The sequence below is a fragment of the Hydrogenophaga sp. genome (genome assembly GCF_026125825.1).
GTDB lineage: Bacteria > Pseudomonadota > Gammaproteobacteria > Burkholderiales > Burkholderiaceae_C > Hydrogenophaga.
The window spans coordinates 40,322-61,387 of sequence record NZ_JAHCKK010000001.1; the positions used below are offsets into that span (position 1 = coordinate 40,322).

21 protein-coding genes and 1 pseudogene are annotated in these 21,066 nt (G+C 62.8%); 10 read left to right on the plus strand and 12 right to left on the minus strand.

The annotated features are described in order from the left end of the window. The first annotated feature begins 6 nt into the window (after positions 1–6). Genes KIT86_RS00185 through KIT86_RS00195 form a run of 3 tightly spaced genes read left to right on the plus strand, consistent with a single transcriptional unit; the run spans position 7 to position 2,185 of the window. Positions 7–870, plus strand: coding sequence for an SDR family oxidoreductase (locus tag KIT86_RS00185; RefSeq protein WP_008905438.1), 864 nt, complete (start codon positions 7–9; stop codon positions 868–870). Beyond that, positions 867–1,745, plus strand: a complete 879-nt coding sequence (locus tag KIT86_RS00190) for an SDR family oxidoreductase (protein ID WP_056278294.1) — start codon at positions 867–869, stop codon at positions 1,743–1,745. Before KIT86_RS00185 ends, KIT86_RS00190 begins: the two co-directional genes overlap by 4 nt. Next, on the plus strand, positions 1,742–2,185 hold the full coding sequence (locus KIT86_RS00195) for a PaaI family thioesterase (RefSeq protein WP_056278297.1): 444 nt from the start codon (positions 1,742–1,744) through the stop codon (positions 2,183–2,185). Before KIT86_RS00190 ends, KIT86_RS00195 begins: the two co-directional genes overlap by 4 nt. Positions 2,186–2,349: 164 nt before the next feature. Here the strand turns inward: KIT86_RS00195 and KIT86_RS00200 are convergent, their stop codons facing one another. From KIT86_RS00200 to KIT86_RS00255, 12 genes are all read right to left on the minus strand, one after another. After that, on the minus strand, positions 2,350–3,450 hold the full coding sequence (locus KIT86_RS00200) for a CaiB/BaiF CoA-transferase family protein (protein ID WP_056278300.1): 1,101 nt from the start codon (positions 3,448–3,450) through the stop codon (positions 2,350–2,352). A gap of 47 nt (positions 3,451–3,497) precedes the next feature. Next, the gene (locus KIT86_RS00205) at positions 3,498–4,358 is read right to left on the minus strand and encodes an ABC transporter ATP-binding protein (RefSeq protein WP_086124714.1); all 861 of its coding nucleotides are present in this window, start codon (positions 4,356–4,358) and stop codon (positions 3,498–3,500) included. Further along, a complete protein-coding gene (locus KIT86_RS00210) occupies positions 4,352–5,581 on the minus strand; it encodes an ABC transporter substrate-binding protein (protein WP_056278303.1) in 1,230 nt (409 codons plus the stop codon). The genes KIT86_RS00205 and KIT86_RS00210 overlap by 7 nt, the downstream gene beginning before the upstream one ends. Positions 5,582–5,650: 69 nt before the next feature. Beyond that, positions 5,651–6,703: a branched-chain amino acid ABC transporter permease gene (locus tag KIT86_RS00215; protein ID WP_056278306.1), complete on the minus strand. Its 1,053-nt coding sequence runs from the start codon at positions 6,701–6,703 to the stop codon at positions 5,651–5,653. A 3-nt stretch (positions 6,704–6,706) separates the two neighbouring features. Beyond that, the gene (locus KIT86_RS00220) at positions 6,707–7,594 is read right to left on the minus strand and encodes a branched-chain amino acid ABC transporter permease (protein ID WP_172823112.1); all 888 of its coding nucleotides are present in this window, start codon (positions 7,592–7,594) and stop codon (positions 6,707–6,709) included. Continuing rightward, positions 7,591–9,543: a long-chain fatty acid--CoA ligase gene (locus tag KIT86_RS00225; protein WP_297393916.1), complete on the minus strand. Its 1,953-nt coding sequence runs from the start codon at positions 9,541–9,543 to the stop codon at positions 7,591–7,593. Before KIT86_RS00225 ends, KIT86_RS00220 begins: the two co-directional genes overlap by 4 nt. After that, positions 9,540–10,340 (minus strand): ABC transporter ATP-binding protein, encoded by an 801-nt coding sequence (locus KIT86_RS00230; RefSeq protein ID WP_056278313.1) that lies wholly within the window; start codon positions 10,338–10,340, stop codon positions 9,540–9,542. Before KIT86_RS00230 ends, KIT86_RS00225 begins: the two co-directional genes overlap by 4 nt. 3 nt (positions 10,341–10,343) lie before the next feature. Next, entirely contained in the window at positions 10,344–11,504 is a 1,161-nt protein-coding gene (locus tag KIT86_RS00235; RefSeq protein WP_056278316.1) for an acyl-CoA dehydrogenase family protein, read from the minus strand. 31 nt (positions 11,505–11,535) lie between these two features. Further along, positions 11,536–12,309: an SDR family NAD(P)-dependent oxidoreductase gene (locus KIT86_RS00240; RefSeq protein ID WP_297393918.1), complete on the minus strand. Its 774-nt coding sequence runs from the start codon at positions 12,307–12,309 to the stop codon at positions 11,536–11,538. A gap of 9 nt (positions 12,310–12,318) precedes the next feature. After that, a complete protein-coding gene (locus tag KIT86_RS00245; RefSeq protein ID WP_056278322.1) occupies positions 12,319–13,566 on the minus strand; it encodes a thiolase family protein in 1,248 nt (415 codons plus the stop codon). Between the two features lie 33 nt (positions 13,567–13,599). Continuing rightward, complete coding sequence (locus tag KIT86_RS00250; protein WP_297393920.1) at positions 13,600–14,400, minus strand: enoyl-CoA hydratase/isomerase family protein; 801 nt, start codon at positions 14,398–14,400, stop codon at positions 13,600–13,602. A gap of 58 nt (positions 14,401–14,458) precedes the next feature. Then, positions 14,459–15,637, minus strand: coding sequence for an acyl-CoA dehydrogenase family protein (locus KIT86_RS00255; protein ID WP_056278324.1), 1,179 nt, complete (start codon positions 15,635–15,637; stop codon positions 14,459–14,461). Positions 15,638–15,967: 330 nt separating this feature from the next. On the opposite strand from KIT86_RS00255, the pseudogene KIT86_RS25185 reads away from it, so the two are divergent. The 7 genes and pseudogenes from KIT86_RS25185 to KIT86_RS00285 form a co-directional block, all read left to right on the plus strand. After that, positions 15,968–16,351, plus strand: a pseudogene (locus tag KIT86_RS25185) (hypothetical protein); the annotation flags it as partial. 196 nt (positions 16,352–16,547) lie between these two features. Continuing rightward, positions 16,548–16,793 carry a hypothetical protein gene (locus tag KIT86_RS25190; protein ID WP_056278329.1) on the plus strand — a complete coding sequence of 82 codons (246 nt, stop codon included), beginning with the start codon at positions 16,548–16,550 and terminating at the stop codon, positions 16,791–16,793. A 57-nt stretch (positions 16,794–16,850) separates the two neighbouring features. Further along, positions 16,851–18,035, plus strand: coding sequence for a lipid-transfer protein (locus tag KIT86_RS00265; RefSeq protein ID WP_086124716.1), 1,185 nt, complete (start codon positions 16,851–16,853; stop codon positions 18,033–18,035). 33 nt (positions 18,036–18,068) lie between these two features. Beyond that, on the plus strand, positions 18,069–18,512 hold the full coding sequence (locus tag KIT86_RS00270) for a MaoC family dehydratase N-terminal domain-containing protein (RefSeq protein WP_056278333.1): 444 nt from the start codon (positions 18,069–18,071) through the stop codon (positions 18,510–18,512). Between the two features lie 31 nt (positions 18,513–18,543). Beyond that, a complete protein-coding gene (locus KIT86_RS00275) occupies positions 18,544–18,939 on the plus strand; it encodes a MaoC family dehydratase (RefSeq protein WP_235501457.1) in 396 nt (131 codons plus the stop codon). A gap of 83 nt (positions 18,940–19,022) precedes the next feature. Continuing rightward, positions 19,023–19,850 carry an SDR family oxidoreductase gene (locus KIT86_RS00280; protein ID WP_056278339.1) on the plus strand — a complete coding sequence of 276 codons (828 nt, stop codon included), beginning with the start codon at positions 19,023–19,025 and terminating at the stop codon, positions 19,848–19,850. A 29-nt stretch (positions 19,851–19,879) separates the two neighbouring features. Further along, positions 19,880–21,061: an acyl-CoA dehydrogenase family protein gene (locus KIT86_RS00285; RefSeq protein ID WP_297393927.1), complete on the plus strand. Its 1,182-nt coding sequence runs from the start codon at positions 19,880–19,882 to the stop codon at positions 21,059–21,061. Positions 21,062–21,066: the final 5 nt, after the last annotated feature.

The window sequence follows — 21,066 nt, forward strand, 5'->3', positions numbered from 1 at the left end:
GACAACATGACAGAAGACACCACCTTCGGCTTCGACGATGAAGCCCTCGCAACCCGCCCCACCGTCTACCAGAGCGGACTCTTCGAAGGCCAGGTGGTGATGGTCAGCGGCGCCGGCAGCGGCATCGGCAAAGCCATCGCCTTCCTGTACGCGCGCCTGGGCGCCAAGCTGGTCATCTGCGGGCGCGACCCAGCCAAGCTAGAGAGCTGCGCCGAATGGCTGCGCCGGCTCGGCAGCCCTGATGTGCTGGTGCACCCCATGACGATCCGTGATCCCGAGCAGGTGGAACAGTTGATCGACGTGGCCTGGCTGCACTTCGGACGCATCGACGTGCTCGTCAACAACGCCGGCGGGCAATTCCCGCAGCGGGCGCTGGACTACAGCGTCAAGGGCTGGAAGGCGGTGATCGACACCAACCTGAACGGAACCTGGTACATGATGCATGCGATGGCGCGCCGCTGGCAGGGCACCGGCACGCGGGGCAACATCGTCAACATCGTCGCCACCTTCCAGCGGGGCATGCCGGGCGTGGCGCACACCTGCGCTGCGCGCGCCGCGGTGACTCACCTGTCTAAAACTGTTGCAGTGGAGTGGGCGCAGCATGGCATCCGCGTCAATTGCATAGCGCCTGGAGCGATCGCCAGCACCGGCTTTCGTCAGTACTCCCCCGAGGCGGTGAAGGCCTTCGCCGGAGCCAACCCGATGAAACATGTCGGTGACGTGCAGGACGTGGCCGAGGCCGCGGTCTACCTCAGCGCGCCCAGCGGCAAGTTCGTCACCGGCGAACTGCTCACGGTGGATGGCGGCGGCGTGCTCTGGGGCGAAGTCTGGACCATCGCCAAACCCGATTACTTCAAGGTGAACACATGAATTCGGCTGACTCGCAACACCCCAAGTTCGGCCCGGGCGACGAGGCCCTGGCCGCACTCCCGACGGTCTATCGCGACGACCTTTTCGCCGGCAAAGTGGTGCTGGTGTCGGGCGCCGGCAGTGGCATCGGCAAGGCGATTGCCTTCCTGTTCGCGCGGCTGGGTGCCACGCTCGCCATCTGCGGGCGCAAGGCCGACAAACTCGAGGACTGCGCCGAAAAACTGCGCGCGCTGTCGGGCCGTGAGGTAATCACCTACCCGATGACCATCCGCGACCCCGAGCAGGTGGACGCCATGCTCAGTGCCGTGTGGGAACGTTTGGGCGGCGTCGACGTGCTGGTCAACAACGCTGGCGGCCAGTTTGCCGCCCATGCGATGGACTTCAACGTCAAGGGCTGGAACGCGGTGATCGACACCAACCTCAATGGCAGCTGGTACATGATGCAGGGCGCGGCCAGGCGCTGGGTGGAGCAAGGCCGGCCCGGCAACATCGTCAACATCACCGCCGCCATCGACCGCGGCCTCACGGGCATGGCGCACACCACCGCCTCGCGCGCGGGCGTCATTGCGCTGTCCCGCACGCTGGCCATCGAGTGGGCAGAGCACGGCATCCGCCTGAACTGCATTGGCGCCGGCGCCATCGAGAGCAACGGTTTCAACAACTACCGCGAGGAAAACGTTTCCACTTTCTACTCGTGCAATCCGATGAAACGGGCCGGCGACGTGCAGGACATCGCGGAGGCGGTGGTCTACCTCGCCGCACCCTCGGGCAAGTTCATCACCGGCGAGGTGCTCAACGTCGAAGGCGGGATGCTGCTGTGGGGCGAGTTCTGGCCAGCCGGAAAGCCCGACTACTTCAAGGTCGATCAAGAGTGACCTCGCAGCCTCCTCTTCCGTCGGCAACGTACTCCCACGGGCCTTTTCAGCAGCTCGTCGGGTACGACATCCTGCACAACGAGCGCGGCCTGTATTTCCGGCTGCCGATCCGGCGCGACCACCTCAACCCCCACGGCGTGCTCCACGGCGGCGTGCCCCTGACCTTGCTCGATGCGGTCGGGGGCAGAACCCTGATCGACCGGCCGATCCCGGGCAGCGGCCAGCTCATCCAGTCGTCGGTAACGGTCACGCTCACTGTGGATTTCATGCGTGCGGTCGGCACAGGAATCCTGTTTGCATCGGCAACGCCTGACCACATCGGCAAGACGGTGGCCTATGTGTCGGTGAAGGTCACGCTCGACGCACTCGACGGAGACATCGTGTCGCGCGGCATCGGCACCTACCGCATCTACACCAAGTCACTGGTCAAAGCGGTCTGATCGGTGCTCGGCGGAGACCGCCCGGCAAAGCACTGCGGCTCAATGCAAATGATCATCGGGCGGCGGAAGGATTTTCAGCTCGCGGTTGATGCGTTCGATTTGGTCGGGCTGAAACTGCGTCGAATGCCTGTGGTCCATTTTCCCCAGCCCCCACCATTCTTCGACTACAAGAGTTCGTCGTCGTGTTCGCCAATGAACGGCGCGGGGCTTGGGCGATCAGTCACCGTCCGGCTGAACCTCGGTGCCGGTGAAGGTTGGAGCACGCCGTCTCGCTCAAAGAAAGTGCCGCGCGCACTGTTGTGTGGATGATGTGCAGCCTCTTCCAGAGTCAGCACCGGTGCAAAGCACACGTCGGTCCCTTCCAGCAACGCACACCAGTGCGCTCTCGGCTGGATGCGGAAGATGTCGGCGATCTGGCGTTTGAGCGTCGGCCAGACGGCCGGATCGCGTTGCCGTTGAAACTCGGGATCGTTGATGCCTAGCTTCTCCAGCAGCAACACATAGAATTGGGGTTCCAGTGATGCGATCGAGATCCATTTCCCGTCAGCGCACTCATAGGTGTCGTAGAAATGCGATCCGCCATCCAACAGATTGGCCTGCCGTTCATTCTTCCACATTCCCAGCGCTTTGAGGTCGCAGACGATGGAGGTCAGCAGCGCCGCGCCGTCGGTGATCGCAGCATCGACCACCTGACCACGGCCAGAGGTGCGCGCTTCAAGCAAAGCGCAAACGATGCCAAAGGCAAGCATCATGCCGCCGCCGCCCAGGTCGCCGACCATCGCCGGCGGCGCTACTGGCCCGCCGTCCGAGCGGCCAATCATGCTGAGCGCGCCCGACAGCGCGATGTAGTTGATGTCATGACCGGCGGCCTGCGCGAGCGGGCCGTCCTGGCCCCAGCCGGTCATGCGCCCGTAGACGAGTCGTGGGTGGCGTGCCAGCAGCACGTCTGGGCCCAAACCCAGCCGCTCCATCACGCCCGGGCGAAAACCTTCAATGATCGCGTCGGCCCCGTCGACAAGTGCCAGCACCCGCTGCACGTCTGCGGGCGACTTCAGGTCGACCGCCACCGAACGGCGACCGCGGTGCAACACGCTGCGCCGCCCACTGGCAAGGAAGGTGCCATCTCCGCGGTCTTTTCCCTTGTCGGCCTTGCGATCCAGGCGGATCACGTCGGCGCCCATGTCGGACAGCAACATTGCGCAGAACGGTCCGGGGCCAATGCCGCCGAACTCGATCACTTTCAAACCTTGCAAGGGACCACTCATTTGTTGTTGCTCCTCAAACCGAACTAAAACCACCAGCCAACCGACTGCTACCCCAACCAGCGCTTGCGTCGCTTGTAGTGCTTTACCTCGCGAAAGCTCTTGCGCACCCCCTCGCGGTCCAGGCCGAGATAAAACTCGCGCACATCCTCGTTGTCGCGGAGTTCCTGGGCCTGCCCCTCCAGCACGATGCGACCGCTCTCCATGACATAACCATAGTCGGCGATCTCCAGGGCGACGCGTGTGTTTTGCTCGACGATGAGCAGCGACAGCCCCTGCTCACGCAGGTGGCGCAGCACGCTGAAGACTTCCTCGACCATGCGCGGCGCCAGCCCGAGTGACGGCTCGTCGATCAGCATGAGTTTGGGCTCGGCCATGATTGCGCGCCCGATCACCAGCATCTGCTGCTCGCCGCCCGACAGATAGCCGGCCGTGCGTTTTCGCAGTTCGGCCAGGCGCGGAATCGCTTCGTACACGCTGTCCATCGCCTGGCGCATCGCCTGCGCCGATGGAAACATGTGGCCGCCGATGATGAGGTTTTGCTCGACCGTCATGTGCTGCAGCACGCGCCGCCCTTCCATCACATGAACCAGACCACCGCGCACCACGGTCGCCGGATCGTGCCCCTGAATCGGTCGGCCGTCGAAGGTGATCGACCCGCCCGAGACGCGGCCATCTTCCGAGTCAATGACGCCGGAGATGGCTTTCAGGGTGGTGCTCTTACCTGCGCCGTTGGCGCCCAGCAGCGCCACGCACCCGCCTTCGGGGACCTTCATCGACACGCCCTTGAGCGCCAGGATCACCTCGGCATACAACACCTCAACGTTGGATAGAGTCAGCACCGCCGGATCGGCAGCCGCATGGGGCGTGGTCCGTTGATCCGGTGCTGCAGCAATGGCTGAATTCACCATTTAGGCACCACTGGCACGTTCACATCGGCTGCAGCCCGAACGACCTTGCCGTCCTTCATGGTCGCGATGTTGACCTTGGCGGTGCCGGTGGGAAAGGGGGTGTCGTTGCTGAAGTCCACGCCTGGCAGTATGCCCATCAGGTCGTTGCTGGTGAACTGGCTGTTCATCAAGGTCTCGCGCACCGCTTCGCCAGTGACTTTGCCGGCACCCTTGGCCTTGATGGTGGCCTCAATCGCGCGCACTGCCACGACGCTTTGGCCCAGGCCCATGATGGTCATGGCATTCCAGCCCGATTTCAGGCCATGCTTTTCCTGCAACATGCTGTAGAACTTGCGTGCGGTCGTGTCGTCTTCGCTGGCATCGGCGATGGCGCCCACTTCGAAATCACCGGCAAAGCCATTCGGGTCGCCCAGTGCCTTAGATGATCCCACCACGCCGTTGTGCAGCGAGAGCATGATCGGGACGTTTTTGCCCAGCGCCTGCAGCGCACGTTTGGTGGCCACGGCCTGGGCGGTGTTGGTCTGGATCACGATCACATCGGTGCCAGCATTGACCAGGCGACGCACCGCCAGGGTCAGGTCGGCCGGTTGCACTTCGGTCCAGATCGCCTCGACGAAGGTGGCTTTGTCCGGGTTGGCCTTGGTGTAGCTTTGCAGGCCCTTGGCCATGTCGGCATAAGCGGGGGTGGCTTCGGAGGTGATGATCGCCACCTTGACAGGGCGCTTGCCATCGAGTTTGGTGGTGCGGAACCATTCCAGGAATCCGCCCGCCTCGTGGGCGTAGGTGGGGCGCAGGTTCAGGGCCCATTGGTTGGGTTTCCAGCCGAAGCCGTAGGTGGCGGTGGCCATGACCATGGGAATCTTGTCTTCCGGCAAGCGCTGCTGCAACGCGGCGGCATCCGGGCCACCGAGGCCGAGCAGGATCGCGGGTTTGACTTCGGCCTTGATGCCGGGCCACAGGCTGGCGGTTTGCGCCACGTCGTAGCGGGTGTCGAAGGTTTTGACGACGATCTGCACGTTGAGTTTGCTGCCGACTTCCTTGTTCCACCACTCGATCACTGCGAGTCGCCCGCCCTGCATCTGGGACATGACGTTGGCGTAGGGGCCGGCGAAGTCGGCAAAGGCGGCCACGTTGATCGTCGTCGATTGCGCATGGGCGGGCGCATTCAGCAGCAGACCAGAGGCCAGGGCGGCCGTGAGTTTGAGAAAGGTATTGCGTTGCATGCTTGTCTCCAATTGTGGTGGTGGTGAGGAAAAGGGGCGGGGGATTGCGACTCGCTGTGCCGGGCGGGCTCAGTGGTGAAACGGCCAGAGCCGGTAGTTGGTTTTCAGGATGTTCCAGCGGTGCATCAGGCCTTTCGGTTCAAGCAGCAGGAACAGCGTGATGATGAGGCCGAGAAACACATTCATGCTGGCGAAGATCAGGTCGCTGCTCAGGCTGGGGATGCGCTCGACCAGGTCGGGCCCGAGGCTGGTGATGGTTTCCTGCACACCACGGATGAGCACGGTGCCTATCAGTGCCCCGACGATCGAGCCGAGCCCGCCGACGATCATCATGGCAATGAACCAGATCGAGTTGAACAGCGTGAACTGATCGACCGAGACGAAGCGCACCTGGTAGGCCCACAGGGCACCACCGATGCCAGCGTAAAAAGCGCCGAGCACGAAGGCGCGCGACTTGGCGCCGGCCACGTCAACGCCCATCATGCCGGCGGCCACATCGTCGTCGCGCACGGCGACAAAGGCGCGCCCGTGGCGGCTGCGCAGGATACCGAAAGCGCCGATGACCATCACCATGGTGACGACAAGAAACAGGTAGTACAGCGAGCGGTCGGTGTTGAACAAAAATGTGCCCATCCGCGCCGGCTCCAGGCTGAAGCCATTCACGCCGCCGAGCCAGGCTGAAGGCAGATTCAGCACAATGAAGTGAAAGATGAACTGGGCCGCGATGGTGGTCAGCGCGAGGTAAAAGCCCTTGATGCGCGCCGCCGTCATGCCAAACAACCAGCCGGCCAGCGCCGCTACCAGGCCCGCCACCGGCACCGCCACCCAGAACGGCAGCCCGGCCTTGACCTCGACCACGCTGGCGGCGTAGGCGCCGACGCCCATGAAGGCGGCCTGGCCCAGGTTGATTTGCCCGGCGTAGCCGGTGGTGATCTGCAGCCCGACCACCACGATGGACGTGACCAGCATCAGGTTGGCTACGGCTACCAGACGCGCCGAGGCGAACCAGGGGAGGAACAGGAGAATTGCGATGAACAGTCCCAGGGTCACCCATTGGGCGCGCGTACGGATCAGCGCGCGGTCGCGCGCATAACTGGTGGAAAAAATGCCGGAGGGATCCATGGGTCAGACTCTTTCAATGCGTTTCCAGCCGAACATGCCGGTCGGACGAACCACCAGCACCACCAGCATGAAGATATAGGGGACGACGGCGGCGGCATTGCCGCCGATCAGCGGGTCGATGTAGGCGGCGGTCAGTCCCTGCACGACCCCGACGATAATGCCCGCCAGCAGCAGACCGCCGATGGACTCGAGCCCGGCCAGCAGGGCCACCGGCAGGGCGGCGAAGCCGATTTCAGAGGACAGGAAGGTCAGCGACTTGCCGCTCAGGTAGACCATCGAAGTGATGACCGACAGAACGCCGCCAAGCGCCCAAGCGAAGGCGATGGAGCGGCGCACGCTGATGCCCATGGCCAGAGCGATCTGGTGGTCTTCGGCCACCGCCGACATCGCCAGCCCGCTGCGACTGCGGTTGAAGAACCAGTGCAGCGCCACGGCCGCCAGCACCGCGATGAGGCCACCAATGGCGAGCGAGCGCGGGATGATCATCTCGCCCAAGATGATTGGCGTGAGGGGAAAGATGGCGGGGAACTGACGCTCCTGCGGACCCCAGATCGCCAGCACCAGTCCACGCATCAGGATCAGTAGCCCGATGGTGACCATGATCATAGAGAACACCGACTCGCCAATCAGGCGCCTGAACAGCAGGCGTTCAATCACTAGCCCGATCAGCACCGAAATGCACAGTGCAACAGCGATGCCCAGCACCGGATGCATGCCGCGCGACTGGATGGCCCACCACAGCAGAAAGGCGCCCAGCACGATCATCTCGCCAATTGCCATATTGAAGACCTTGCTGGCGCGGTAGATGACGACAAAGCCCATGGCCACCAGCGAATACAGCAGGCCAAGCAGCGCGCCGTTGATGGTGTAGTTGATGAATTCGATGATCATGGTGTGTGTGTCTGGTCGATGTCGGTGGCCACCACGGTTGCGCGCAACACGCCCTGGCGGCCGTCCTGGTAGGTCACGGCTATTTCGCAGGCAATGTCGGCGGCACCTGCATACAGTCCGTCAATCAGCGCCCCGTAGCGCACCTCGAGAAACTCTCGACGCAGCTTGCGCGTGCGCGTCAGTTCGCCTTCGTCGGGATCAAGCTCCTTCGGAAAATTGGCAAAACGCACCACCCGCGAGCCTTCGGGCAGCAGTTTGTTGATGCGGCGGATTTCGCCCTGCACCAGTTGCCGCACCTCGGGCCGCTGCGATAGGTCGGTGAAGGTGGAGAATGCGATGCGCCGCTCCTCGGCCCAGCGGCTGGTCACAGCCATGTCGATGTTGATCAGCGCGCCAACCCAGGGCCGGGTGGCGTCGCCCAGCACCATCACGTCCTTGATAAAGGGCGAAAAGCGCAACCGGGTCTCGATGAACTGCGGGGGATACGGGTGACCGCTGGCGAGTTTGACCAAGTGTTCCACCCGGTCGAGGTAGACAAGTTCTCCGCGCTCGGTCTTGCGCACTGCGTCACCGCTGACGTACCAGCCGTCGCGCTGGATGGTGGCGGTCTTCTCGGGCTTGCCCCAGTAGCCGAGAAAGCCGGTACCTCCGCGCAGCAACAGTTCGCCATTGTCCTCAATGCGCGATTCCAGCGGCGCGCCGAAGGCAGGGTCCACATCCAGTAGCGGGCCCACGGTTTCGAGGTCGCAGCGCTCGCCGCGGTGGCCAGCAATCAGACCAAACTCCGAGCAGCCATAAATATTGCGCAAGTGGACGCCCATGGCGTGAAATAAGCGAAACACGTCGGGTGCCATGGCGGTGCCGCCTGAAACCGCGACATCGCTGCGAATAAAGCCGAACTGATCGCGCACCGGGCGCAGGGCCAGCGCCTCGGCCACAGGCAGCAGCAGGCGCGACAGCCACGGTGCCGCTCGCCCTTCGAGTCGCGCCACATGCACGTCATGGCCGATGCGGATGCCCCAGCGGTAGATGCCGCGTGCCATCCAACTCGCGGCGAGCATGCGCGCCTCGATGGTGGCGGCGATGTTCTCCCATTGGCGCGGGCCAAACAGCACGATGTGCGGCGCAAGTTCGCGCACGTTGGGCAAGACCTGGTCGGGGCCTTCCGGGAAGTTGACCACCAGCGGCGTGATCAGCCCGAGGGTCACGCCCAGCAACTGCTCGGTGATCCAGGCCAGCGGCGTGTAAGACAAATATTCCATGCCGGCTTCCAGCGGCAACGCGCTCCTCATCCGAACCGCGTTGTCCATCAGCCAGCGGTGGCTGATCATCACGCCCTTGGGCTTGCTGGTGGTGCCGGAGGTGTAGGTCAGTAGTGCCAAATCGTCCGCTTGGCCGGCGTTGACTTCACGTTCGAAGCGCTGCGGGTGCCTCTCGTGCTGGCGCCGACCTTCAGCGGTCAGGTCATCAAAGGATTGCAGCAGCGTATGCCGGTACGACCACATGCCCGAGTTGTCCCAGTAGGCGACGCCCCGGATGTCGGGCAGCCGCTCCAGCAGCGCAAGCGCCTTGTCAACCTGCTCCTGATCCTGCGCGAAGATGAAGCGGGCCTTTGAATCCTCGCACAGGTAGTGCAACTCGTCGACGGTGGCGTCAGGGTAGACCGATACGATTTTGACGCCCAGTGACTGGGCCGCAAACAGCGCCCAGTAGTGCTCTGGTTCGTTCTCGCCGATCACAATCGCGGTTTCGCCACGCTGCAGGCCCTGCGCCGCCGCGCCAAGCGCAATGCTGCGCGTTCGATCAAACACGTCGGCCCATGTATGGCAGCGCCACATACCTTTGCGCTTGACGCGCTGCGCCAGCAACTGTGGATGTTCCCGGGCGTGGGCGAACAACTTCTGCGGCAGGGTCATGACGACTTCTGGGGCGGGGTCGGTCGCACTCATGCCGCTGCTCCCAAGTAGGCCTGGATCACGGCCGGGTCGGCCTGCACTTGTGCAGGCGTGCCGTCGGCGATCTTGCGGCCAAAGTCGAGCACCGCCACGCGGTCTGCCAGATCCATGACCACCCCCATGTCGTGCTCCACTAGCACAACCGGGATGCGCTTGGCCTCGCGCACGTCTATGATGAAACGGGCCAGATCTTCTTTTTCTTCGGTGTTCATGCCGGCCATGGGTTCATCCATTAACAGAACCTTGGGTTCCATCGCCAACGCACGGCCCAGGTCAACGCGCTTGCGAAGACCGTAGCCGAGCGCGCCTACCGGCTGGTGGCGGATATTCTCAATTTCAAGGAAGTCGATGATTTCCTCGACTGCTTCCCGGTGCAGCGTTTCTTCACGCTGGGTCCAGGGAAAGTAGAGAAATGCCTGCGCCAGATTTGATCGCATCTTGCTGTAGCGGCCGACCAGGATGTTGTCGATCACGCTCATGTTGGAGAACAAATGGGTGCCCTGAAAAGTGCGCACCACGCCTTCGCGCGCGATCTGGTGCACCGCGCGGCCTTTGATGTCTTGACCACGGTAGTGAACGCTGCCTTGTTGCGGCAGATAGAAGCCGCTGAGCACGTTCATCAAAGAGCTCTTGCCCGCGCCGTTGGGCCCAATGATGGCCAGCAGCTCGTTGTCACGCACATCGATGGCGACCTCGGCCAGCGCGGTGACACCGCCAAAGCGCAAGGTGATGTCCCGCGCCTGCAGCACCGAAGCCTCGCTGGATGGGCTAATCGAGGAGTTAGAGGTCATGGGTTAGGAGAAGGCGTTGATGCCGGTCAGGGCGCGGCCAATGATGAGTTTCTGGATTTCGGTGGTGCCGTCGGGAATCGGCATCATGCGTGCGTTTCTGAACAACAATTCAACGCCGAAGTCTTTGGTTATGCCGTTGCCGCCGTGAATCTGCACTGCTTTCGACGTGACATTGACCGCCATCTCGGTCGCGTACCATTTGGCCATGGCGCTTTGCACCTCGCTGCGCACGCCGTGGTCGATCAGGTTGAAGGCGCGGTAGACCAGCAGACGCGCGGCGTCGAGTTCGGTCGCGGCTTCGGCAAGCATGCCCTGGATCAATTGATGGCCGCCGATGGGCTTGCCATGCTGGCGGCGTTCCTTCGAATAGGCCACCGCCTTGTCGAGCGCCGCCTGTGCGATGCCCACCGAGGTAAGACCGACCATAGGACGCGCTTTCTCGAACAGCACCATGGTGTTCTTCAGGCCGGTGCCGGGGGCTATCATCATGTTGGCGGCCGGCACGCGCGCGCCATCGAAGAACAGCTGAGCGGTCGAGGTGCTGTTGAGCCCGAGCTTGTCGATGTTGCGGCTTTCGTAGCCGTGTTCGGCGCGGTCCACCAAGATCATCGAGATGGCGCCAGAACCTTCTTGTGAGGTACGCACGATGACCATGCAAAAGTCGGAGTAGTGGCCGTTGGATATCCAGGTTTTCTCCCCGGTGACAATGTAGTGGTCGCCATCGCGCTGGGCACGGCAGGTGACTTCAGCCACGTTGGAGCCGACCCCGGGCTCGCTGATGCCGCTGCAGGCAATGATTTCGGCGCGTACCATGCGTGGCAAATATTTCTCACGCATGGCCACGTTCGTGCAGACCTCCAGCGAATAGGCGCCGAGCTGCTGAATCAACAGCGAGATTGCCACGTCGCCGGAGATGCGAGCGAGTTGCTCATACATCAGTGCATAGGTGAGCCAGGGCATGCCCAGACCACCATGTTCCTCGGCAATGATGCCGTTGCCGCCCATGCCGTAGGGCAGCATCTTCTGGAAGATCTCCAGCATCACCTCTTTTTCAATTAGCTTGTCGGGCTGGTAGCGTTCGACAATCGGACGCAGTTCGGTCTCCAGGAAGCGAGTGAAGCCTTCCACGGCCATGCGCTGTTCTTCGGTGGGGAGGAAATTCATGGTGCTGGTCTCGGTGTGTTGTCGGTCTCGTTCAGCGAGTGCTCATGCGTGCACCGGCATCAATGTGCAAACAGGTCGCATTGATATAGGGGTTCTCGACGATGGAGCGCACCAGGTGGGCCAGCTCGCTGGCTTGACCCATGCGGCGCGGGAACAGAATCATGCGGTCAACGATGGCCAGTGCGACCTTCTTTGGCAGGCCCGCGACCATCGGCGTTTCGAACAAGCCCGGCGCAACCGCTACGCAGCGGATGCCCAGATCGGCCAGGTCCCGTGCCACCGGCAGCGTGAGGCCGATCACCCCGGCCTTGCTGGCGGCGTAGGCCGCCTGTCCCATCTGGCCGTCCTGTGCGGCACCGGACGACAGGTTGATGATGACGCCGCGCTCATCACCCTCAGGCTCAGGCTCATTGCGCGCCATCGCCACGGCTGCCAGGCGCAGCACGTTGAACGTGCCGGTCAGGTTGACGGCAATCACCTTGTCCCACAGTGCCAGGGGAAAGGGTTTTCCATCGGACAAGGTCTTGGCTGCGTCGGGCACGCCAGCGCAGTTGATGCAAATGTGAATGGCGCCAAAACGGGCCAGGGTTGCGTCGATGCCCGCCTGCACCTGTGACTCACTGGTGACATCCACCTGCTCGAACATGGCGGCAGAACCCAGTTCGTTGGCTGCCTGTACACCACGCTCGCTGTCGCGGTCGAACAATGACAACCGCGCGCCGCCTTCGGCGAGCGCATCAGCCACCGCGCGTCCCAGGCCTGAAGCACCACCTGTGATAATGGCCACCTTGTCGTGAACAATCATTTTTGCCCTTCAGCGACCGAGAATGGTGATGGCGGCCACGGCTTCTTCAATTCCGAACAGGCCCCCACCGTTTTCTGCAATGGCAAGGCGGGCCCCTTGCACCTGGCGGGCCCCCGCTTCGCCGCGCAACTGCACGACCAGTTCGTGCAACTGACCCAGCCCGGTGGCGCCGATCGGGTGCCCCTTGGACTCCAGTCCGCCCGAGGTGTTGATCGGGATGCGTCCGCCAATCGTGGTGTCGCCGCGCTCGGCGAGCGGCCCGCCTTCGCCGAACGCACAGAAGCCAAGGTTTTCACTCTGCACGATTTCGCCGATGGCGGTGGCATCGTGGACCTCGGCCAGCGAAATGTCTTGCGGGCCAACGCCTGCGAGTTCGTAGGCTTGTTTGGCAGCCTTGACGGTGATGTGTTGATCCAGGTCTTCAGGGCGGCGGGTGCTGCCGGTGGCAATGACCGATGCCAACACCTTGATGGCGCGCCCACGCTTTGCCAGGCGCGCCAGTGCTGCTTCGGAACACACGACGACTGCGGCAGCCCCGTCGCTGATGGGTGCGCACATCGGCAGCGTCAATGGGTAGGCGATGGGGGGCGCGGCCAGTACCTCGTCAATGGTGTATGCATTGCGGTATTGCGCCAGCGGGTTGTGCACCGAATGGCCATGATTCTTGGCCGACACGGCGGCAATTTGTCGCTGCGTGGTGCCGAACTCGCGCATGTGAAAGCGACCAAAGGCGGCGTAAATGTCCATGAACAGGCTGTAGGGCGCCTTGGACATGGACCCTTCCGGCGGCTCAATACCGTGCCCCATTTGCAGCAGCCTGCGTTTGTTCTCCTCGACCGTGGCCACGTCCCAGGCGCCGTCGAAGACGCTGAACATTTTGGCTTTGTCGGCGCAAAACATTTTCTCGGCACCAATGGCCAGCGCGATCTCGCCTGCCCCCGAGCGCACGTACTGCACCGCCAGGTTGAAAGCCGAGCTGGCACTGGCGCAGGCGTTCTCAATGTTGAAGATCGGGATGGACTCGAAGCCCATCGAACGCAACACAATCTGGCCACGGATCATGGTCTGGCCTTCGAGCGCGCCCTGGGTTGCGTTAGAAAAGTATGCCGACTGGATGTCGCTGATGGACAGTCCGGCATCGGCCAGCGCGGCATTCACAGCAGCGGCGGTCAGTTGCTTGATATCGCGGTCAATAAACTTGCCGGTCGGCGTCATGCCGACGCCGACTACGTAGACGGCGGCTTGCGGGCTGGTCATGGAAATGCGTCCATTCAGAACAAGTGGGTGAAATCAGTAGCCCTTGAAATCGGGCGTGCGCTTGTCGACGAAAGCCGCGAGGCCCTCTTGTATGTCGTGCGAATGGCGGTGCGCGTCGAGCACCAGTCGCTCCAGCCGCAGCGCCGAAGCCTGTGGCTGCTCCAGCCCGTCGGCCACGGCCTGTTTCATGCGGCGCAGCACCAGCGGGCTTTTACTGGCGATGCGCAAGGCGAATTTTTCGACCTCGGACACCAGCTCGGCATCCGGCACAACACGGTTCACCAGGCCCAGCGGAACCAGTTCGCGTGCGGGCATGGTGTCGCCGGTGAACAGCAGGTATTTGGCGGCGGTGGCGCCGATGCGCCGTGGCAGGATCGCCGCGCCGCCCGAGCCCGGAAACACGCCGAAGTTGGCATGTGCGTCGCCGATGCGGGCACTTTCGGCGGCGATGATGAGGTCGCAGGCCATGGCCAGCTCCAGTCCGCCAGCCATCGTCAGACCGTTCAGCGCGGCGATGGTGGGTTTGGGGCACATGCGCAGCCGATCCATCATGCCGCCGACGAGATCGAGAAACTCGCCCATCGGGTCGCTCGGGCCGGGGCCGCCAGCGCTGCTCTCGAACACGCCTTTGAGGTCGGCGCCGGCGCAGAAGGCACGGCCCGCACCGGTCAGCACGATGACGCGGATGGTCGGGTCACGCTCGCAATGCGCGGTCGCATCGCGCAATTCGGCGCACATTGCCTCCGACAGCGCATTCATCGCATCGGGCCGATTCAGCGTGATCCACGCCACGGCACCACGTTGCTCAAAGCGGATGGTCAACGAGGGTTGCATCTTCAAGGCCTGCTTGTTTGTGTGGTGGTCAGCTGCGCTTGCCATGCGGGTCTGGGAATCAACCGCGCAGCAGCTCTTCGGCGATGATCATCTTGCGCACCTCGGATGTGCCTGCACCGATCTCGAGGATCTTGATGCAACGGAACAGCCGGTTGATTTCGGACTCCCAGATGTAGCCGCTACCGCCATGCACTTGCACGGCCTTGTTGAGCACCCGGTTGCAGGCTTCGCCAGCGTAGAGGATGGACGCTGCGGTGAGCTTGTGCACATCGCCGCGGCCTCCGCCGCCCACCTCCAGATCATTGACCTCGGCCAGGGTGCGCCAGACCAGGGTTTTCATGGCTTCGATCTCGGTGTACATCTCGGCCAGCATGGCCTGCACCATCTGGAAGCTGCCGATGGGCTTGCCGAACTGCACGCGCGTCCTGGCGTACTCGACGCTCAATTCGAGTGCACGTTCGCAGATGCCCACGCATAAGCCAGCCACCAGCGCGCGCTCCAGATCGAGCCCGCTCATGACGATTTTGACGCCTTCGTTTTCCTTGCCCACCAGGTTGGCTGCCGGCACGCGGCAGTTGTCGAACACCAGCTCGCCAGTCTGGCTGCCGCGAAAACCCATCTTGATGAGTTTTTGAGCCACCTTGAAGCCGGGGAAATTCTTCTCGACGATGAAGGCTGAAATGCCCTTGGCACCTAACTCTGGCGCGGTCTTGGCGTAAACCAACAGCACATCGGCCACCGGGCCGTTGGTGATGTAGATCTTGGTGCCGTTGAGGATGTAATGATCGCCCTCGCGGCGCGCGCTGGTGCGCATGGCGCCCAGCGCATCCGAGCCGGCGCCGGGTTCGGTCAGGCCGAGCGCGCCGATTTTTGTGCCGTTGCACAGATCGGGCAGGTATTGGCGGCGCTGCGCCTCGTTGGCGTTGCGGAAGATGTTGTTAACGCACAGGTTGTCGTGCGCCGCCCAGGACAAGGCGATGGCGGGGTTCCAGCGTGCAAAGGCTTGGCAGATCAGGCCCGAGCTGAACAGGTCCATACCCGCGCCGCCATGCTCGGCAGGCACGGTGGCCCCCATGAAGCCAGCCGCGCCAATTTTCTGGAAGATATCCGACGGCCACCACTCCTCGTCGTCCATGCGGCGGGCGAGTGGTACGAATTCCTTGCGCGCGAACTTGTCGGCGGCTTCGAGTACGGCGCGGTCGTCGGCGGAGAGAGCAAAACTGCGAGTGGCGGCCATATAGGGATGCCTATCAATGCGTGGGTTGGGTCAACGGGCCGCGGCGCGCACCAAAGCTGCGCGGACAAGATCTCTTTGGACTTACCAAATTTAATTGGGCATTGCAAAACTGTCAAGCGTTAGGTAGGATTCATCGCTGACATTCATTTGTTGTGCCAGAACTGGAGGCGGCGTAAGCGGAGGACGGAATTGGTGCGTATTCATTGACGGTAGCCGTCCGTGACGCATTCACCCGTGAGACCTATCGGCTCGTGCCGCTCGCGGCGAGACCATTCATCAGCGTCAAACGAGCTTCAACCTAACGAGACAGCCTTGACCCATGTACTCGAGATGAACCTGCTGCGCCGCCAGAACGTGAGCGACAACCTTCGCCGCGCGGCGAAGGCCGCTGGCCCCAACTTCGGCGCGTCGGATCTTCGCTGCGCGACCAAGCTGGGCACTTGGGCCTCGACGATCCCCAAGTCAATCATCGATGGATGGAAGCAGGCGGCGCCGTCGTCGCGCTTCTTTTCGGTGCAGGGGTTCAGCGAATTGACAGCCTCTTTGTTGACCGGTGGCTGCGTGGACGGTTGGGAGCAGATGCCCGACCAGGACGGCCGCTGGGTGGGCTGCGTCGCCTCGGTGGCCGCCGACGTGCGTCTGGTCAACGATGAAGGCAAGGACGTAGCCGACGGTGAATCGGGCGAGCAGATCGTGCGCGGCCCGGTCATCATGAATGGCTACTACAAGAACGACGAGGCCAACCGCCGTGTGTGCCGCGACGGCTGGTTCCATACCGGCGACATCCTGTTCCGCGACGCGGCCGGCAACTACTTCTTCGCCGACCGCAAGAAGGACATGGATCAAGACCGGCAGAGAGAACGTTTATTGCCGGGAGGTCGAAAGCGTCCTGGGCGCCCACGCAGGCGCGATGCCGTGCGCCGAGTTCGGGCTGCCCAACGAGCACTGGGGCGAGGCCGTGACGGCCACCGTCATCGCCAGGCCAGGAACCATGGTGACCGAGGCCGAACTGATCGAGTTCTGTCGTGGCCGCCTGCCCGGCTTCAAGGCGCCCAAGCGGATCCACTTTCGCAGCTCGCTGCCGATCAGCGTGGCCAACAAGATCCTCAAGCGGGGTCTCAAGACCGAGTACGCCGATGAGGCCAAGGGCGGTTGAGGCCGATGGCCTCTCAGTGTCGGCGTCCGAAATATTTCAACCCAAGGAGTTAGTGCGATGAACCAGAAAGTCGTTGTTGCCGGTGTCGGGATGGTCCCGTTCACCAAACCGGGCGCCAGTGAACCCTATCACGTGATGGGAGAGAGGGCAGTGCGCCAGGCCCTTGCCGATGCGCGCGTTGAGTACGCCATGATCCAGCAAGCCTATGTCGGCTATGTGTATGGCGATTCCACCTGCGGCCAGCGGGCGCTCTACCCCGTGGGCATGAGCGGCATCCCCATCGTCAACGTCAACAACAACTGCTCCACCGGTTCGACGGCTCTGTTTCTGGCGCGCCAGGCAGTCGAAAGTGGTGCCGTCGAGTGTGTTCTGGCCCTGGGCTTCGAGCAGATGGCCGCAGGTGCCATCAAGGCCCAGTTCGAGGACAGGCCGACGCCGTTCGAGGAGTTTGACCGGGCCACCGCCGAACTCGTCGGGCGCCCGGAAATTCCGTTGGCTATCCGTTACTTCGGCGGTGCCGGCAAGGCGCACATGGACAAGTACGGCACCAAACTGGAGACCTTTGCCAGCATTCGCGCCAAGGCCAGCCGTCATGCTGCGAACAACCCTCTGGCGCTGTTGCGCAAGGAGATCTCGGTCGACGACGTGATGAACGCACCTGTGCTGTGGGAGGGCGTGATGACCCGCCTGATGGCTTGCCCACCGACCTGCGGCGCCGCTGCTGCGGTGATCTGCTCCGAAGCCTTCGCCAAGAAGCACGGGCTCGACACTCGCGTTTCCATTGTCGCCCAGGCGATGGCAACCGATCTTCCCAGTACCTTCGAGTCGCACGACATGATGCGCGTGGTCGGCTTCGATATGGCGCGCGATGCGGCGCAAAAGGTCTATCAGCAAGCCGGCATCGGCCCGCAGGACGTGAACGTGGTTGAGCTGCACGACTGCTTTGCACAGAACGAGTTGATCACCTATGAGGCGCTGGGCCTGTGCCCGCCCGGCGGTGCGGAAAAGTTTGTGCTGGACGGCGACAACACCTATGGCGGCAAGGTTGTGACCAACCCGTCGGGCGGCCTGTTGTCGAAAGGGCACCCTCTGGGCGCCACCGGCCTGGCGCAATGTTATGAGCTGACTCACCAACTGCGCGGCACGGCGGACAAACGCCAAGTTCAAGGCGCACGTGTGGCCTTGCAGCACAACCTCGGGCTGGGCGGCGCTTGTGTTGTCACGCTTTACCAGGCCGCCTGAGCACAGGCGCAGAAGACCAGGATCTGGAGTCCCATGATTGACAAGCAATTCATCGGCTACGAGGTGCCGCCCACGCTGTGGGATGTGGAGAAGGGCCGCATCCGCTTTTTCGCCCAGGTGATCGGTGCCACCGACCCGATCTACTTCGACACGACTGCCGCCAAGGCCGCTGGCTACCGCGACGTCGTGGCGCCACCGACTTTCATCTTTGGCGCCGAGAGCGATTCGGGGGTGTTGATGACGTTGCTCGACACGCTCAAGATCGATCTGCGGGAGGTCTTGCACGGTGAGCAGCGCTTCGACTACCACGCCCCGGTGTGCGCTGGCGACACGCTGCGTTTTCAGACCCGGGTCGCCGACATCTACGACAAGAAGGGCGGCGCGCTCGAGTTTGTCGTCAACGACACGAAGGTCACCAATCAACTTGGCGAGCATGTCTCCGACATGCACTCAGTGATCGTCGTGCGCCACGCCTGAAGGAATATTCATGAACGCTCAAGTAAAAATCATGGATGTCGGTGCCGACATGCCCGTGCTGGAATTGCCGCCGATCAGCCGCACCACCCTGGCACTGTTCGCCGGTGCGTCGGGCGACCACAACCCGATCCACATCGACATCGACTTCGCCCACGGTGCGGGGATGAAGGATGTGTTCGCGCACGGCATGCTGTCGATGGCCTACCTCGGGCGCGCGCTCACCGAATGGGTGCCGCAGCGCCAGATCCTCAGCTATGGCGTGCGCTTCGCGGCCCTGACCCATCTCGGCGACCGCGTGCGCTGCACCGGCAAGGTGCTTGAACAGATTGAGCATGCAGGCCGACCCTGCGTGCGCGTTCAAATCAGCGCTACGAAAGCGACAGGCGAAATCACGCTGTCCGGCGAGGCGCTGGTTGCCCTGAACTGAGAGGCTGAGACCGCCGTTTGGCAGCCCGGCTCCTTATTCTTTTCCCTTTCATTTCCTTTTCATCAAAAACAAGGACACACATCATGAAAAAACTCGAAGGCAAAGTGGCCATCGTTTCAGGTTCGGGCCGCGGCATCGGCCGTGCGATCGCCATGAAGTTGGCCATCGAAGGCGCCAAGATCGTGGTCAACGACCTCGACGCAGCTCCAGCAGAGCAGACCGTGGCCGACATCAAGAAGGCAGGCGGCATGGCCGTGGCCTGCGTGGGCAGCGTCACTGCCGGCGATTTTGCTGATCGCTTCGTCAAGACCGCGATTGACAGCTTCGGCGGCCTGGACATCATCATCAACAACGCCGGCTACACCTGGGACAACGTGGTTCAGAAGATGACGGACGAGCAATGGAACGCGATCATCGACGTGCATCTGACCGCGCCGTTCAAAATTTTGCGCGCTGCCGCTGAGTTCATTCGCGTCGCCTCGCGCAAGGAAGCCGAAGCCGGGCAGGAGGTGTTCCGCAAGGTGGTCAACATCTCGTCTATCGCCGGCACCGGCGGCAACGCCGGCCAGGCTAACTACTCAGCGGGCAAGGCCGGCATCATTGGCCTGACCAAGGCGCTCTCCAAGGAGTGGGGGCGTTACAAGGTGAACGTCAACGCCGTCGCTTTTGGCATGATCAAAACGCGGCTGACCGAAGCTTCGGCCAGCGGCGACGCATCCATTGACATCCAGGGCCAAAAGATCAAGGTCGGCGTCAACCCTGATCTGCTGGAAATGATGGAGCGCACCATTCCGCTGGGTCGCGGCGGCACGCCCGAGGAAGCGGCCGGATCGGTCTACCTGCTGTGTATTCCCGAGTCGAACTACGTAAGCGGCCAGACGCTGATCTGCGGCGGCGGCATCTCGATCTAAAGCGCAAGCCGAACGCATAAAGGCCCACGATGGACATCGATTTCAGCCCGGAAGACATGGCGTTCCAGCAAGAGGTTCGCACTTGGTTCAAAGGCCACATACCGTCCGATCTCAAGCGCAAGACCGTCACCGGGGAAATGCTGCAGAAGAACGACATCGTTCATTGGCAGCGCCGACTCGATGGCCAGGGCTGGCTGGTCACCGGCTGGCCCAAGGAGCATGGGGGGCCGGGCTGGACGCCGACGCAGCGCTATATTTTCGACCTTGAGCGCGCGGCGGCCAGTGCGCCGGTGGGGCTGTCGATGGGCGTCATCATGCTCGGGCCGGTGCTGATTGCCTTCGGCACGCCAGAGCAAAAGGCGCAGTACCTGCCGCGCATCCGTCGCTGCGAGGACTGGTGGTGCCAAGGCTATTCCGAGCCGGGTGCAGGCTCCGACTTGGCCAGCCTGAAGACCACGGCCGTGGCCGATGGCAGCGATTACATCATCAACGGCTCCAAGATCTGGACCACTTATGCGCATTGGGCCACGCACATGTTCTGCCTGGTGCGTACCGCCAACACCGGCAAGAAGCAGGAAGGCATCTCCTTCCTGCTGATCGAGATGGACCGCTCCGGCATCGATGTCAAACCCATTGTCTCGATCGACGGCGAACACCACCTGAACCAGGTGTTTCTCACCGACGTTCGGGTGCCCAGAAAAAACCTGGTCGGTCGCGAAGGCCAGGGTTGGGACATTGCCAAGTACCTGCTCACACACGAGCGCACCAGCATCGCCGGCGTGGCCGACTGCAAGGCGCATTTAGCCAACTTGTATGCCGCGGCAGGTGAGCGCCGCTCGGGTGGCCAACCGCTGATGGAGGACGCGGCGATGCGGCTCAAGCTGGCGCGCGCCGAGATCGAACTGATGGCGCTCGAACACACCAACTTTCGCGTGCTGGCCGCCACCGCCTCGGGCAAGGCGCCGGGGCCGGAATCCTCGCTGCTCAAGACCATGGGCACGGCGGTGCAACAGACCTTGGCCGAGCTGGGCGTCGAGATCGCCGCCGAGCAAGCCTGGCCCTGGCATGACGGCGGCGAGTTTGGAAGCGGACGCCATGCCCATGCGATGCCGCACTACTGTTTTTCGCGCGCCGCCACGATTTACGGCGGCAGCGACGAGGTGCAAAAGAATGTATTGGCCAAGATGCTGCTGGCCGGCGGCACGCGGTAAGGATC